Genomic DNA, 14,696 nt, shown 5'->3' on the forward strand with positions numbered 1-14,696 from the left:
CGGAGAGAACCTCCGCGATGTCACGCGAAATCGATTTCAAACGACGGAGCTTCGATGAGCATCGCCCCCGGACTGACCGGCCTCGCCCGCACCACCAGCGCGGTGACCCGCTCGATCAGCGCGGAGAACTTCACGGGCGCCAAGGGCGCAGGCGGCATGGCGACCGAGGGCACCGGCGCGCGGGCCGCGAGCAGGCTCGGTCGCGGCTGGAAGATCTCGCCGAGCATCGACATCGAGGCGGGCGAGACCGTCGTCCTCGCCGACATCGAGGGACCCGGCACGATCACCCACATCTGGTGCACGACGGCTCCGCACACCGCGTGGCGCCAGACGCTGCTGCGCTTCTACTGGGAGGGCGAGGACACCCCGGCGGTCGAGGTCCCGCTGGGCGACTTCTTCTGCAACGGCTGGAACGACTTCAGTCAGGTCAGCTCCATCCCCGTTGCGGCGAACCCGAACGGCGGCCTGAACGCGTACTGGCCGATGCCGTTTCGCCGGGCGGCCCGCATCACGCTGGAGAACCTGGCCCCCGAACAGCTCACGCTCTACTACCAGGTCGACTACGAACTGGGTGAAGTCGCCGACGACGCCGCCTACTTCCACGCCCACTGGCGGCGCAGCAACCCCGTCACGGCGGGCACCGATCACACACTCCTCGAAGGCGTCGAGGGCAAGGGCCAGTACGTCGGCACGTACCTCGCCTGGGCGGTCAACAGCCCGGGTTGGTGGGGCGAGGGCGAGCTGAAGTTCTTCCTCGACGGCGACGACGAGTGGCCGACGATCTGCGGCACCGGCACCGAGGACTACTTCGGCGGCGCCTGGAACTTCGACGTCCCCGGCCAGGGCTACACCGCGTTCACCACGCCGTACCTCGGCCTCAACCAGGTCCTGAAGCCGGACGGACTCTACGACAGCCGGCAGCGGTTCGGGATGTACCGCTGGCACGTCCTCGACCCGATCCGCTTCCAGGACGACCTGCGCGTCACGGTGCAGTGCCTCGGCATCGCCCGCGGTCACGGCAACGGCCTCCCGCACCGCTACCGCGCCAACCACGACGACATCGCGTCCACGTCCCTCTTCTACCTTGACCGCCCCGCAGGCTCGGGCCTGCCGCCCACGCCCGACCTGCTCGACCTCGAGGTCGACACGCACATGTGACCCATGTCCACACCCGTAACCACAGAGAGAGACGGGAGCACACCATGCTCCGACACGGCAAAGGCGCCGTGACGCCGTCCCGCCGCCGCTTCCTCGGCGGCGCCGCCGGGCTCGCCGCGGCCGGCGCGACCGCACCGCTGCTGAGCGGGTGCGGCGGTTCGGCCAGGGCCGAGGGCGGGACGTTGAAGTTCTGGCACTTCTACGACGAGAACGCCACGGACCCGGCCATGCGCGGTCAGGCGAAGTGGTTCAACGCCCTGATCAAGGAGTGGAACGACACCCACGACGTCAAGATCGAGCCGTTCTACGTCCCGCGTCTCGCCTACCAGGGCTCGAAGATGGTGACGGCTTTCGCGTCAGGAACCGGACCCGACATCTTCCTGCTCAGCCCCGGCGACTTTCTGCGCTACCAGAACGGCGGCATCCTGGCGGACCTCACCCCGCACATGGACAAGCAGGCCGTCGCCGACTACGGAACCTCGCTGGCCAGCCGCATGGTCGACGGCAAGGTCTACGCCCTGCCCATGGAGGTCGAGCCGCTGGCGATCTTCTACAACACGCCCAACTGGGAGAAGGCGGGCCTGTCCGAGGGGGACATCCCCACCACCTGGGACCAACTGCTCGACGTGGGCGACAAGTTGCGGTCCAAGGGTGGCGGGGCGGGCCTCGTCTTCGAGACCGACCCGGGCTACTTCCAGAACTTCACGTGGTACTGCTGGATGTGGCAGGGCGGCGGTGACGTCCTGGACAAGCACGGCAACGTCGCCTTCGACTCCAAGGCCACCCGCCAGGCCCTCGGGCTGTGGCAGGACGCGATCCGGCATGGCATCGCGCCGCGCACCAAACCGGCGGCCGGCGACCACCTCAGCGCCTTCAAGGCCGGGCAGGCCGGGATGTGGCAGAGCGGGATCTGGATGGTGGCCGCCTTCAAGATCGGCGCTCCGGGCCACAAGTACGGCGTCTTCAAGCTGCCCACACCGCCTGGCGGCAGGTACTCGACCACGGTGGGCGGCTGGTCGTTCTGTGCCAGCACGCAGTCGTCGAACCCGGATGCCGCCGCGGAGTTCTGCGGCTGGGCGCTCGGCAGCATGAACAAGCAGTCGATCGACCGCACCGTGTCCTGGTGCACCGGCGTCAAGTCCGACATCTCGCCCCGTAAGTCGGCGTTGAAGGTGGCCACGGCCCGCGGCGGCTACGACTCTCCGCTCATGACCCGGTTCAAGGACGAGATCTTCCCCGGTGGCCGGGCCGAGCCCCGTTATCCGCCGGTCGTCTACAAGGCGATCTCGGACGCCATCCAGGCCACGATGCTCGGCGGCAAGGGTGTCGCCTCCGAGGCCGACCGCGCTGCGCAGACCATCGAGGCCTATATGAAGAGTTACCAGGGGGCGAGCCTGATATGAGCAGCGTCGCAACCCAGCGGCCGACCGCCGAGACCACCGCTCCGGTGACCCGGACGCGTCGGCAAGGCCGCAGGCTGAGCCGTAAACACCGCGAATGGCTCGCGGCAGCGCTCTTCCTGCTGCCCGACAGCCTCGGCCTGTTCGTCTTCGTCGTGCTGCCCATGTTCTTCTCGATCGTCCTGAGCCTGTTCCAGGTGTCGGGCTTCGGCTCGTACGAATGGATCGGACTCGGCAACTACGAGCGGATGTTCAACGACCCGTACTTCTGGTCGTCGATGTGGGTCACCGCGAAATATGTGGTGATCCTGGTGCCGGTCCTCTTCTGCGTGAGCCTCGGCCTCGGCATCCTCATGAAGCAGAAGCTGCCCGGTATGGCGGCCTATCGCACGGCGCTGTTCCTGCCGTACATGCTCAGCCTGGTCGTCGCGGGCCTGCTGTGGAAGTTCATGTTCGACGACCAGACGGGCATCGCCAACAAGGTCGTCGGCCTGGTCGGCGTCGGCCCCCAGTCCTGGCTCGGCGATCCGGGTCTCGCGTTGTACGCGGTCATCCTCGTGACCGTCTGGTACATGATGGGCTACTACATGATCATTTTCCTTGCGGGTCTCAATGAGATCCCCAAGGAGTTCTACGAGGCCGCGAAGATCGACGGCGCCGGCGCCTGGACCTCGTTCCGCAAGATCACCTGGCCGCTGCTGCGGCCGACGAGCTTCTTCGTGCTCATCATGACCACGGTCGCCGCCATCACGGGCACCTTCGACCTGGTCTACGTACTGACCTCGGGGGGTCCGGCCAACGGGACCGCGGTCGCCATGTTCTACATCTACCAACAGGCCTTCGTCTTCGGCGAGTACGGCTACGCCTCGGCGCTGGGGACCTTCCTCGTGCTGATCATGGTCGTGCTGTCCTGGGTCATCTTCAAGTTCACGAAGGGCGGGAGGTTCGACGATGGCGAATAACGCTCTCCTCGTGGTGCGCCGGCGCCATGGCAAGCGCACGGGGCTGACCGTACTCGCGGTCGTCCTCTCCCTGCTGAGTCTCTTCCCCACCTTCTGGATGATCTCCTCGTCCTTCAAGACGCGCGCCACCGTCACCGACGGCAAGCTGCTCCCGAACGACTTCACCTGGGACAACTTCCGCTACGTCTTCACCGAAGTGCCCTTCGGGCGCTGGCTGCTGAACAGCTTCGTGATGGCGGCCGTCATCACCGTCGCGGCTCTCTTCTTCCACTCCATGGCCGCCTATGCGCTGGCCCGGTTGAAGTTCCCCGGCCGCGACTCGATCTTCGCCGTCATCTTCTCGACGCTGCTGATCACCGCACCGGTCATCCTCATCCCGCTGTTCATCATCGTCCGCCAGCTCGGCATGCTGGACAGCTACGCGGGCCTGATCATCCCGCTCATCTTCAACGCGTTCGGGATCTTCCTGCTGCGCCAGTTCTACCTCGGCATCCCCAAGGAGCTGGAGGAGGCGGCGATCGTCGACGGCTGCGGCTACTGGCGCGTCTACTGGAACATCATCCTGCCGCTGTCCCGGCCGATCCTCTCCGCGCTCGCGGTGTTCTTCTTCCTCGCGAACTGGAACCAGTTCGCCTGGCCACTGGTGTCGACCAGCAATCCCGACCTCACGGTCACGCAGGTCGGTATCGCCTCCTTCACCAGCCAGTACGGCGCGAACTGGAACTACATCCTGGCCGCCGCGGTGATCGCCGTCCTTCCGATGCTCGCCCTGTTCCTCATCTTCCAGCGCCAGATGGTCGAATCGATCAAGACCTCCGGCCTGAAGTAGCGGAAACGGATCCAGAAAGGGTGGCCACCGCCATGCCCCAGTCCCAGCCCCAGTCAGCCGTCATCGGCGTCGACATCGGCACCTCCAGCAGCAAGGGGATCCTCGTCGCCCTCGACGGCACCGTGCTGCACACCGCCGTCCGCGAGCACTCCGTCGACCGTCCCGCACCGGGGCACGTGGAGATGCCGGGGGAGGTGTGGTGGGACGAGTTCGTGTCTCTCGCCCGCGAGCTGACGTCCGCCCGGGACACGGACGTGGTCGCCGTCGGGGTCAGCGGCATGGGACCGTGCGTGCTGCTGACCGACGCCGACGACACGCCGCTGCGGCCCGCGATCCTGTACGGCGTCGACACCCGCTCCGTGGCCCAGATCAAGCGCCTGGAAAGGGAGTTGGGGGCGGACGAGATCGCCCGGCGGTGCGGCTCGCGGCTCACCTCGCAGGCGGCGGGCGCCAAGGTCGCGTGGGTCGCCGACGAGGAGCCGGAGCTGTTCGCCCGCGCCCGCCGCCTCTACATGCCCAGCTCGTGGCTCGCCCGCAAGCTCACCGGCGCTTACGTCCTCGACCACCACTCCGCCAGCCAGTGCACCCCGCTCTACGACACCCTGGCCCGCGACTGGTACGCCCCGTGGGCCGAGCGGATCGCGCCCGGCGTCGAACTCCCGCCGCTGCGCTGGTCCGGCGAGGCGGCCGGTACCGTCACCGCCGAGGCCGCCCGCGCCACCGGCCTGCCCGTCGGTATCCCTGTCACCACCGGGACCGTCGATGCCTGGGCCGAGGCGCTCAGCGTCGGGGCGCACGGCGTCGGCGACCTCATGCTGATGTACGGCACGACCATGTTCCTCGTGCACACCGTGCCCGACCTGCTGCGCGACCCCGCGCTGTGGAGCACAGTCGGCGCACTGCCCGACACCCGCAACCTCGCGGGCGGCATGGCCACGTCCGGCGCCGTCACCGGCTGGCTGCGCGACCTGTTCGGCGACGTCGACTACCCCGAACTCCTGGGCCTCGCCGAGAAGTCGGGGCCCGGCGCGAACGGCCTGCTGATGCTGCCGTACTTCGCCGGGGAGCGCACGCCCGTCGACGACCCGCGCGCCCGTGGTGTCATCGCCGGTCTCACCCTCGGCCACACACGCGGCGACCTGTACCGCTCCGCCCTGGAGGCCACCGCCTTCGGCGTGCGGCACAACATCGAGGCGCTGGAGGCCGCGGGCGGTGACATCCGCCGCGTCGTCGCCGTCGGCGGCGGCACGCAGGGGCGGCTGTGGACCCAGATCGTCTCCGACGTCACCGGCCGCACGCAGGAGGTGCGGACGACCTCCGTCGGAGCCTCCTACGGAGGCGCCCTCCTCGCCGCGCAGCTCGTCACGGACGACGCCCGCATCGACGACTGGAACCCCGTCGCCGAACGCCTCGCCCCGCGCCCCGAGGTGACGGCCCGCTACGACGAGCTGTACGCGCTCTACCGCGACCTCTACCCGGCGTCGGCGGACGTGGCGCACGCCCTGGCCGACCTCCAGACCCGCTGACACACCCCCACTCGTATGGCACGCATTGGAGTCACCGCATGACGTACGCCCTGCCCCAGCCCCTCGTCCTGCCCGCCGCCGAGCCAGGCACCGTCTACACCGTCGCCAGCGGTGACCTGCGCCCCTCCGCGAACATCACCGGATGGCCCTCGCAGCAGAAGCTGGAGGCGGACCTGGCCGCCGCGCTCACCGACCTCGGCCGCACCGTGCGCCGCGGCCACCCCGTCGACGAGGCAAAGGGGCACGGCTTCATCGACAGCCAGCGCGCCGGGATAGAGGTGTTCAAGCAACTCCCGCCGGACGCCCCGCTGATCGTCGTCGAGGGCGTGTGGCAGTACAGCCACCATGTGCTCGCGGGCCTGCGCAGCCACCGCGGCCCGATCCTCGTCGTCGCCAACTGGAGCGGCGAATTCCCTGGCCTGGTCGGCCTGTTGAACCTCACCGCCAGCCTCACCAAGGCGGGCATCGCCCACTCGGTGCTGTGGAGCGAGGACTTCACCGACGACTGGGCCCGCGAAGGACTGCGCACCTGGCTGGAGACCGGCACACTCAGCCATGACACCAGTCACGTACGGGATCTGCCGCCGCTGAAGAGCGACGCCGAGACGGAACTCGGTACCGCCCTGGCCCGTCAGCTCCGCGAGGAGAAGGCCGTCATCGGCGTCTTCGACGAGGGCTGCATGGGCATGTACAACGCGATCATCGACGACGAGCTCCTGAACCCGCTCGGAATCTACAAGGAACGGCTGTCGCAGAGCGCCCTCGTCGTCGAGATGAACAAGGTGACGGACGCCGAGGCGGGGGCCGTCCGCGACTGGCTGGACGCGGCCGGCATGACCTTCCACACCGGCAGCGACGAGGCCACCGAACTCACCGACGCCCAGCTGCTCAGCCAGTTCAAGATGTACATCGCGGCGCTGCGCCTCTCCGACGACTTCGGCCTCGACGCGGTCGGCATCCAGTACCAGCAGGGGCTCAAGGACACCGTCCCCGCGAGCGACCTCGCCGAGGGGCTGCTCAACAACGTCGAGCGGCCCGCCGTCCGCTCCCGCGACGGCTCCCGTGAGCTGTACGCCGGCGCCCCGCTGCCGCACTTCAACGAGGTCGACGAGGGCGTGGCCGTCGACTCCCTTGCCACGAACCGCATTTGGACCGCGATGGGCCTCGACCCGGCGACGACGCTGCACGACATCCGCTGGGGCGAGGAGTACGACGGGCGGTTCGTCTGGGTCTTCGAGATCTCCGGGTCGGTGCCCGCCTCCCACCACGGCGGCTATGGCAAGTCGTACGCCAAGCGGCAGCCGCCCATGTTCTTCCCGCTCGGCGGCGGCACGCTCAGTGGTGTCTCCAAGCCCGGCGAGATCGTCTGGTCCCGCGTCTTCATCATGGACGGCGTGCTGCACGCGGACCTCGGCCGGGCCACCGTCGTCGAGCTCCCCGAGGCGGAGACCGAGCGCCGCCTGAACGCCACCAACCCCGAGTGGCCCATCATGCACGCGGTCCTGCACGGCGTGACCCGCGACCAGTTCATGGCCCGCCACAAGGCCAACCACCTCAACGTGGCCTACGCTCCCGACGCGGACACCGCGGACAAGGCGCTGCGCGCCAAAGCCACGATGTTCCGCGAACTGGGGCTCCGCGTCCACCTGTGCGGAGACGTGCGGATGTAGCCGGTCAGCGAGCCGCCGCCTCCGCCTTCCGCTCGACCCCCTCCCGCAACGCCGACCTGCGCCGCCCGAACCCCAGGTACAGCGCGGCCGCCAGAGCCAGCCAGCCCAGGAACAACGTCCAGGTCAGGCCCGGCAGTTGGTACGCGAGGTAGGCGCAGGCGGCGGCGGTGAGGAGCGGCACCGCCGGGTAGAGCGGGACCCGGAAGGGGCGCGGCGCGTCGGGGGCGATGCGGCGCAGCACCATCACTGCCGCTGCCACCGCCACGAAGGCGATCAGCGTGCCCATGCTCGTCAGGTCGGCCAGCTCCTGGAGCGGGACGAAGCCGGCGAGCGCCGCGACCGCGACACCCACGATCCAGGAGTTGGCCGCGGGAGTGTGCCGCTTGCGGTCGACCCTGCGGAAGACCTGGGGCACCAGGCCGTCCCGCGCCATCGAGAACAGGATGCGGGTCTGCCCGTAGAGGGTGACCAGGACGACGCTGAAGATGGAGACGACCGCGCCGGCGGAGAGGATCAGCGCGGCCGTGCCGGAGCCGGTGACCGACGTGAGGATCGACGCGAGCACCGCCTCGCCCGCCGCCTCCTGGCGCGCGAACGCCCCCTCCGGCTGCGCGCCGATGCCGGCGACCGCGACCAGGATGTACAGGGCCGTCACCACGGGGAGCGTCAGAAGGAGCGCGAGCGGGATGGTGCGGCGCGGGTTGCGCACCTCCTCGCCCGCCGTCGAGACCGTGTCGAAACCGACGTACGAGAAGAAGACGGCCGAGGCCGCCGCGGTGATGCCGCCCAGCCCGTGCGGCGCGAAGTCGGCGAAGCGATCGGCCCGGAAGGCGGTGAGGGCGACCGCCGCGAACATCACGAGGACGGCGAGTTTCACGCACACCAGGATCGAGTTGACCAGGACGGACTCCCGGGTGCCGCGGGCGAGGAGCGCCGTGCACGCCAGGACGACCACGATCGCCGGGATGTTCACCAGACCGCCCGCGCCCGGCGGCCCGCTGATCGCGTCGGGCAGCGTGACACGGAAGAGCGCGTCCGAAACCTCGTTGAGGTACTGGCCCCAGCTGACCGCGACGGTGGACACCGCCACCCCGTACTCCAGGACCAGACACCACGCGACGAGGTACGCGATGCCCTCACCCAGCGAGGCGTACGTGTACGAGTAGGTGCTGCCCGCCACCGGGATCGCCCCGGCCAACTCCACGTAGCAGAGCGCCGCGACGGCGGCGACGGTGCCCGCGATGACGAACGACAGCACGACGCCCGGCCCGGCCGTGGGCACGCTCGTGCCGAGGACGAAGAAGATGCCGGTGCCGAGCACGGAGCTGATGCCGAGCAGTGTCAGCCGCCCCAGGCCCATGGTGCGTTCCAGGCGGGGGCCGTCCTGCGGATCTTGTGGATCGCCCTCGTCCTCGGCAGCCGCGACGATGCTTTCCAGAGGCTTGCGGCGCAACAGCTGAGTGGCCACTGGGCCCATGGGTCCTCCAGTACGACGAGTGGTCGGTGAGGACCCGGATCCTTCGGGACCGGCGGGCCCCGCACATTGGCCGATCGGCACAAGTGCCTCGTGGGGTGTTGGCCGATGTCACAACCCGCCGCCGCTGCCGTCGTCCGAGGATGGTGGACGCACCCCGCGGACACCCCGCGCCGCAGACGCGAAGGAGATCAGCCGTGCCCCTCGACCTCGCCGCCGACGTCGTCGCACTCACCGAGGCACTGGTCGACATGCCCTCCGAGAGCGGCGCCGAGGGCCCGCTCGCCGACGCCGTGGAGACCGCGCTGCGCGCGCTGCCGGGCCTGGACGTGGAGCGCGTCGGCAACTCCGTCGTCGCCCGCACCGACCTCGGCCGGCCCGAACGGGTCGTGCTCGCAGGCCACCTCGACACCGTCCCGGAGGCGGGCAACCTCCCGGCGCGCCGCGACGGCGAGCGGCTGTACGGGCTCGGCGCCTGCGACATGAAGGGCGGCGTGGCGGTCGCGCTGAAGCTGGCCGCCGCCGCGTCGGACGCGCGCGGATCGCTCGCCCGCGATGTGACCTTCGCCTTCTACGAGTGCGAGGAGATCGCCGGCGACCGCAACGGCCTCGCCGTGATCGCCGCACTCAGGCCCCAACTCCTGCACGGCGACCTGGCGTTGCTGCTCGAACCCTCCGACGCCGGAGTGGAGGCGGGCTGCCAAGGCTTCCTCCTCGCCGACATCGTCGTGCCGGGGCAGCGGGCGCACACCGCGCGCGCCTGGATGGGCAGCAACGCCGCGCACCTCGCGGGCGAGGTCCTCACCCGCCTGCACGCGCACGTCCCGGAGCGGATCACGATCGACGGCCTGGAGTACCGGGAGGGCCTCAACGCCGTCGCCGTGCGCGCCGGAGTGTCGTCCAACGTCGTGCCCGACGAGTGCGTGGTCACTGTCAACCTCCGTTTCGCGCCCAGCCGTTCGCCGAAGGAGGCGGAGGCGTATGTGCGCGGGCTCTTCCCCGAGTACGAGGTGCGCGTCACGGAGGTGGAGCCGGGCGCGCTGCCGGGGCTCGACCGACTCATGGCGGCCGGGCTCGTCAAGGCGCTTGGCGTCGAACCGCGCCCGAAGCTCGGCTGGACCGACGTGGCACGCTTCGCGTCGCTCGGCGTCCCGGGGCTGAACTGCGGACCCGGCGACCCCCAACTGGCGCACACGCCAGGGGAGTTCGTGCCGATGGCCGACGTAAGGGCGTGCGAGGAGCGGCTGCGCGGGTGGCTGCTGCCGGAGGAGTCAGCCGCGTAGCCCCGCCAGCGTCCGCAACTGCACCCACAGCACAAGCCGCTGGTCCGGATCGTCGAGGTCGATGCCGAGCTGCCGCTGCACCTTGCGCAGCCGGTACCGGCAGGTGTTGGGGTGCACGACCAGCCGCTCCGCCGCGCGTCCCGCGTCGCACCCCGCGTCCAGCCAGCAGATGAGCGTACGGGCGTACTCCGTACCGTGCTCGGCGTCGTGCGCGAGGACGTCCCGCCAGGGCCCGGCCTCCTGGTCCCTGCGGTCGGCCAGGAACTCGCCGAGCACGAGCAGCGAGGTCCGCGCCCGCACCTGCCCGGCGTCCGCCACCTGCCCGGCCCCCAGCACCCGCAGCACCAGATCGGCGTCGTCGCGCGAGTCCCGGACCCCGCCGACACCCGGCACCGCGTGCCCGAGCCCGGCCCGCACGGAGATCCGCAGCGCCTCCTCCGCGCGCCGCACGATGTCCTCGGCGATCCGCAGATGCCGGTCCGCAGCGTGATCCGCGGCCCCGACCACCGGCAGCAGCGCGTACACCACACCGTCGAGCAGGACGCAGGCGTGCTGCCCGTACCGGGTCTGGCACTGGAGTCGTACGAGGTCGAGCAGGCGCAGCGCCGCCTGCCCACCGTCCTGCGCGGTCGCAGCGCCGGCGAGCGCGAACGCAGCGACCCGCACCGGTGCGTCCGGCGCGAGGCCGAGGCGGTGCGCGGCGGCGGCCGGTTCGATGGAGCCGTCGAGCAGACGGCGCAGCAGGTCGCTGCTCAGGTGCCGGGCCAGCTCGTCGGCGGCCCGTGCCCGCAGCAGCAGCATCGCGGCGGCCGAGGCGCCCTGGCGCAGCGCGTCCCCGGCGTCGGCGGCCAGGCTCCCCGTGTCCACCGCCCAGATCGAGCCGAGCAGCTCGCCCCCGGCGCGCACCGTGGTGGCGAGGCGGGGCAGCTCTTCGGCGGTCACCCCGGGCAGCTTCAGCGGGCCCTCGGCGGCGTACAGGCGGCGGTAGTCCTCGTCGTTCTCCGGGCTGCCGGGGACCTGGCGGCCGAGGATGCCCTGCCGCCTGGTCTCGTCGACGGGCTGGCCGGGGACGGTCGAATACGCGAGGATCTGGCGGCCGAGGTCCTCCACGGCGATCGCCCCGCCGACGGCCGCCGCGACGGCGTTGGCCAGCGCGAACAGATCACCGGGCAGCGCGTCCTCGCCCAGCGGCGCCGTGCGCGTGCCGTGCGCGCCGACGACGGACGACAGCAGCTGGAACACCTGGTGCCACGCGGCGTCCCGGTCCGTCCCGAGCAGCGCGGCACCCGCCGCCTCGGCGTCCGGAACCGCGTCCGACCCGTCGCCGCGCACCACGACACCCGCCATCCCGGCCCGTCCGGCGTCACGCACCAGTGGCCCCGCCTCGCCCGCGCGCACACCGACGGCGAGGAGCAGCGCGCCCGGCGCCCGCTCCGGCAGCGGCGTGTGCGGGTCGTGCAGCAGCACCTCGGTGACCGGGACGGTGCGGCCGTGCGGGGCGCTGAGCAGGCGCAGCGTGGAGCCGCCGAGCGCGTCGAGGAGGTTTCCCAGCGTGCAGGTGTCCATGGGTGAACCTTTCGCCGACGGCGGCAGCGGGGGATTGTCCGATCGCAACAGGCTAGACGCCGATGATTGGCCACCACCACAAGGACCTCCCCGCCGTCCGCCCCGAGACTCGTGGCCATGAACGATCTGACGACCTCGACCGTCGACGACGTGGCGGGACTGCGGGCGGTGGCCGACTTCCTCGCCGACGTGTGGCAGATGCCCCGCGCCGCCCCGCCCTTCCACACCGATGTGCTGCACAGCGTCGCCCACGCGGGCGGCGCCGTGCACGCGGCCCGGTCGGGCGGCGCCGTGGTCGGCGCCTCGGTCGCCGTGTTCGGACCGCCCGCCGAGCGGGACATCTACTCGCTGGCCGCCGCGGCCGCCACCTCCGACCGGGGTACCGGCTACCTCGTGAAGCAGGCCCAGCGCACCTGGGCGCTCGAACGCGGCGCCCGCACCATGCGCTGGACCTTCGACCCGCTCGTCGCCAGGAACGCCCGCTTCAACCTGGTGAAGCTGGGCGCGGTCGCCAGCGAGTACCAGGTCGACTTCTACGGGCCCATGGACGACGGCATCAACAACGGCGACGAGACCGACCGCCTCACCGCCCTGTGGGACCTGACGGCCGACGCCCCGGCGGTCGGCGACCCGGCCGAGGGCCGCGCCGAGGCCGCCGTGCTCGCCAAGGCCCCGGACGGCGGCCCGCTCGCCGCCCGCGACGCGAACCGCCTGTGGTGCCGCGTCCCCGAGGACATCGTCGCCCTGCGCGCCACTGACCCGGACACCGCGCTGCGCTGGCGGCACGCCGTGCGCGAGGTCTTCACCTCGGCGTACGCGGAGGGCCTGCGGGCGACCGCGATGTCCCGCGACGGCTGGTACCTGCTCACCCTTCCCCAAGCTCTCGGATCCGCTCGAGCAGGGGAGACCCCATCCTCTGCTTCCACCGCCCAGGAGGACCAGGCATGAAGATCGAACGCGTAGAGCTGCTGCACATCGCGATTCCGCTGGTCAAGCCGTTCCGCACCTCGTTCGGCAGCGTCGACAGCAAGGACGCGTTCCTGCTGCACGTGGTGACCGACGAGGCCGAGGGCTGGTCGGAGTTCGCCGGCGACCCCGACCCGCTGTACTGCTCCGAGTTCATCGCGGGCGCCGAGATCGTCATCCGGGACTTCCTGCTGCCGCGCGTCAAGGCGCTCCCCGAGCCGCGGGCGGCCGCCGCCGGGGCCGCGATGGAACCGGTCAAGGGCAACGAGCTGGCGAAGGCCGCCCTCGAGACGGCACTGCTCGACGCCGAACTGCGCGCGTACGGCATGCCGTTGGCGACGTATCTCGGCTCGGCCACCGGGCAGAAGGTGCCTGCGGGTGTCTCCGTCGGCATCAAGGACTCCATCCCTGAACTCCTCGACGACGTCGAGGAGTATCTGGCCGAGGGCTATGTCCGCATCAAGCTGAAGATCGAGCCCGGCTGGGACCTGGAGCCGCTGCGCGCGGTGCGCGAGCGCTTCGGCGACGCGCTGCCGCTGCAGGTGGACGCCAACACCGCGTACACCCTCGCCGACGCCGAACACCTGCGGAAACTGGACGAGTTCGGGCTGCTGCTCATCGAGGAGCCGCTCACCGAGAACGATCTGCGCGCCCACGCCCGGCTCCAGCAGCGCATCGCGACGCCGGTGTGCCTGGACGAGTCGATCCACAGCGCGCGGGACGCCGCCACGGCCATCGCCATGGAGGCCTGCCGGATCATCAACGTCAAGCCGGCCCGCGTCGGCGGCTACCTGGAGGCCCGCCGCATCCACGACGTGGCCGTCGCCAACGGTGTGCCGGTGTGGTGCGGCGGCATGCTGGAGACCGGCATCGGCCGGGCCCCCAACCTGGCGCTCGCCGCGCTGCCCGGCTTCACCCTGCCCGGCGACACCTCGGCCTCCGGCCGCTACTACGCGGAGGACATCACCGAGCCGTTCGTGCTCGACGAGGACGGCTGCCTGTCGGTGCCCTCGGGCCCCGGAATCGGCATCGACCCGCTGCCGGACACCCTCGCGCGCTTCACCACCGCCACCCACTGGCTGTAACCGGTGGGTCGACACCCCGGTCATGTTCGGATCCGGGCTTTCCGGGTAGCGGCGTGACGGTCACCCCTGGGCGGGTCGAATCGGGCCCGCCGGGGGCGTGAACCGTCCGACGACAAGGGAGACTTGGGTGTCAGAGAGCCAGGACCGGATCAAGAAGGCGCACGGTCTCGACGGTGTTCCCGACCGCATCGACTCGTACTACGGAGAATGGGCGGCCTCGTACGACGAGGACCTGCGCACCACCGACTACCGGGGCCCCCACGAGATCGGCGAACTGTTCGGCGCCATGGCGGGCGACCATCCGGGCGCGATCGGGGCCGGGTCCGTGGTCCTCGACGCGGGCTGCGGAACGGGCCTGGTCGGTGGCGTGCTCGCGCGGCACGGTGTCACCGTGATCGACGGCTTCGACCTCAGCGAGGGCATGGTCGCCGAGGCCCGCAAGACCGGCGTCTACCGCTCGCTCACCGCGGGCGTGGACATGAACCGGGGCCTGGTGGAGTTCGCGGACGACAGCTACGACGTGGCCGTCTGCTGTGGAGTCTTCACGCTGGGGCACGTGCCGCCGACCGGTGTGCGGGGGCTGCTGCGTGTCACCAAACCCGGCGGCCTCGTCCTGGTGAGCACCTTCTCGAAGTACCTGGCCGGCTCGGACTTCGTCGAGTACGTGCGGCGGCAGGCGGACGACGGCGCCCTCAAGGTCGTCGAGCGGCGGCGCGACGTGCCGTACACGGCCGAAGGGCCCGCGGACTACTGGGCGTTCGAGGTGCTGCGCTGACG

General features: G+C 70.8%; 12 protein-coding genes. 10 read left to right on the forward strand and 2 right to left on the reverse strand.

Annotated elements, in window-relative coordinates; translation table 11 throughout:
• The first annotated feature begins 54 nt into the window (after positions 1-54).
• From ACOKM3_RS39365 to ACOKM3_RS39390, 6 genes are read left to right on the forward strand one after another with little or no spacing between them, the layout of a single operon-like run.
• Positions 55-1,158: a glycoside hydrolase family 172 protein gene (locus ACOKM3_RS39365; protein WP_426906083.1), complete on the forward strand. Its 1,104-nt coding sequence runs from the start codon at positions 55-57 to the stop codon at positions 1,156-1,158.
• Positions 1,159-1,202: 44 nt separating this feature from the next.
• A complete protein-coding gene (locus ACOKM3_RS39370) occupies positions 1,203-2,561 on the forward strand; it encodes an ABC transporter substrate-binding protein (RefSeq protein ID WP_426906084.1) in 1,359 nt (452 codons plus the stop codon).
• Positions 2,558-3,520 (forward strand): carbohydrate ABC transporter permease, encoded by a 963-nt coding sequence (locus ACOKM3_RS39375; RefSeq protein WP_426906085.1) that lies wholly within the window; start codon positions 2,558-2,560, stop codon positions 3,518-3,520. The genes ACOKM3_RS39370 and ACOKM3_RS39375 overlap by 4 nt, the downstream gene beginning before the upstream one ends.
• A complete protein-coding gene (locus ACOKM3_RS39380) occupies positions 3,510-4,349 on the forward strand; it encodes a carbohydrate ABC transporter permease (protein ID WP_426906086.1) in 840 nt (279 codons plus the stop codon). Before ACOKM3_RS39375 ends, ACOKM3_RS39380 begins: the two co-directional genes overlap by 11 nt.
• 32 nt (positions 4,350-4,381) lie before the next feature.
• Positions 4,382-5,875, forward strand: coding sequence for an FGGY-family carbohydrate kinase (locus ACOKM3_RS39385; RefSeq protein ID WP_426906087.1), 1,494 nt, complete (start codon positions 4,382-4,384; stop codon positions 5,873-5,875).
• Between the two features lie 38 nt (positions 5,876-5,913).
• Positions 5,914-7,545, forward strand: coding sequence for a fucose isomerase (locus tag ACOKM3_RS39390; RefSeq protein WP_426906088.1), 1,632 nt, complete (start codon positions 5,914-5,916; stop codon positions 7,543-7,545).
• A 4-nt stretch (positions 7,546-7,549) separates the two neighbouring features.
• Here ACOKM3_RS39390 and ACOKM3_RS39395 read toward each other — a convergent pair whose 3' ends face one another.
• Positions 7,550-9,022, reverse strand: a complete 1,473-nt coding sequence (locus tag ACOKM3_RS39395; protein WP_426906089.1) for an APC family permease — start codon at positions 9,020-9,022, stop codon at positions 7,550-7,552.
• Positions 9,023-9,162: 140 nt separating this feature from the next.
• Between ACOKM3_RS39395 and dapE the strand changes: the two genes are divergently transcribed.
• Complete coding sequence (gene dapE / locus ACOKM3_RS39400) at positions 9,163-10,302, forward strand: succinyl-diaminopimelate desuccinylase (RefSeq protein ID WP_426906090.1); 1,140 nt, start codon at positions 9,163-9,165, stop codon at positions 10,300-10,302.
• Here dapE and ACOKM3_RS39405 read toward each other — a convergent pair.
• Positions 10,291-11,868, reverse strand: coding sequence for a PucR family transcriptional regulator (locus tag ACOKM3_RS39405; protein ID WP_426906091.1), 1,578 nt, complete (start codon positions 11,866-11,868; stop codon positions 10,291-10,293). The two genes, dapE and ACOKM3_RS39405, sit on opposite strands and share 12 nt — an antisense overlap.
• Positions 11,869-11,985: 117 nt before the next feature.
• Here ACOKM3_RS39405 and ACOKM3_RS39410 point away from each other — a divergent pair, with 117 nt between their 5' ends.
• The 3 genes from ACOKM3_RS39410 (at position 11,986) to ACOKM3_RS39420 (ending at position 14,694) form a co-directional block, all read left to right on the forward strand.
• Positions 11,986-12,816, forward strand: coding sequence for a chorismate synthase (locus ACOKM3_RS39410; protein ID WP_426906092.1), 831 nt, complete (start codon positions 11,986-11,988; stop codon positions 12,814-12,816).
• Positions 12,813-13,919 carry an o-succinylbenzoate synthase gene (menC, locus tag ACOKM3_RS39415; RefSeq protein ID WP_426906093.1) on the forward strand — a complete coding sequence of 369 codons (1,107 nt, stop codon included), beginning with the start codon at positions 12,813-12,815 and terminating at the stop codon, positions 13,917-13,919. The genes ACOKM3_RS39410 and menC overlap by 4 nt, the downstream gene beginning before the upstream one ends.
• Before the next feature lie 127 nt (positions 13,920-14,046).
• Positions 14,047-14,694 carry a class I SAM-dependent DNA methyltransferase gene (locus ACOKM3_RS39420; RefSeq protein ID WP_426906094.1) on the forward strand — a complete coding sequence of 216 codons (648 nt, stop codon included), beginning with the start codon at positions 14,047-14,049 and terminating at the stop codon, positions 14,692-14,694.
• Positions 14,695-14,696 lie beyond the last annotated feature (2 nt).

The sequence above is a fragment of the Streptomyces nidicola genome (assembly GCF_050106155.1).
GTDB lineage: Bacteria > Actinomycetota > Actinomycetes > Streptomycetales > Streptomycetaceae > Streptomyces.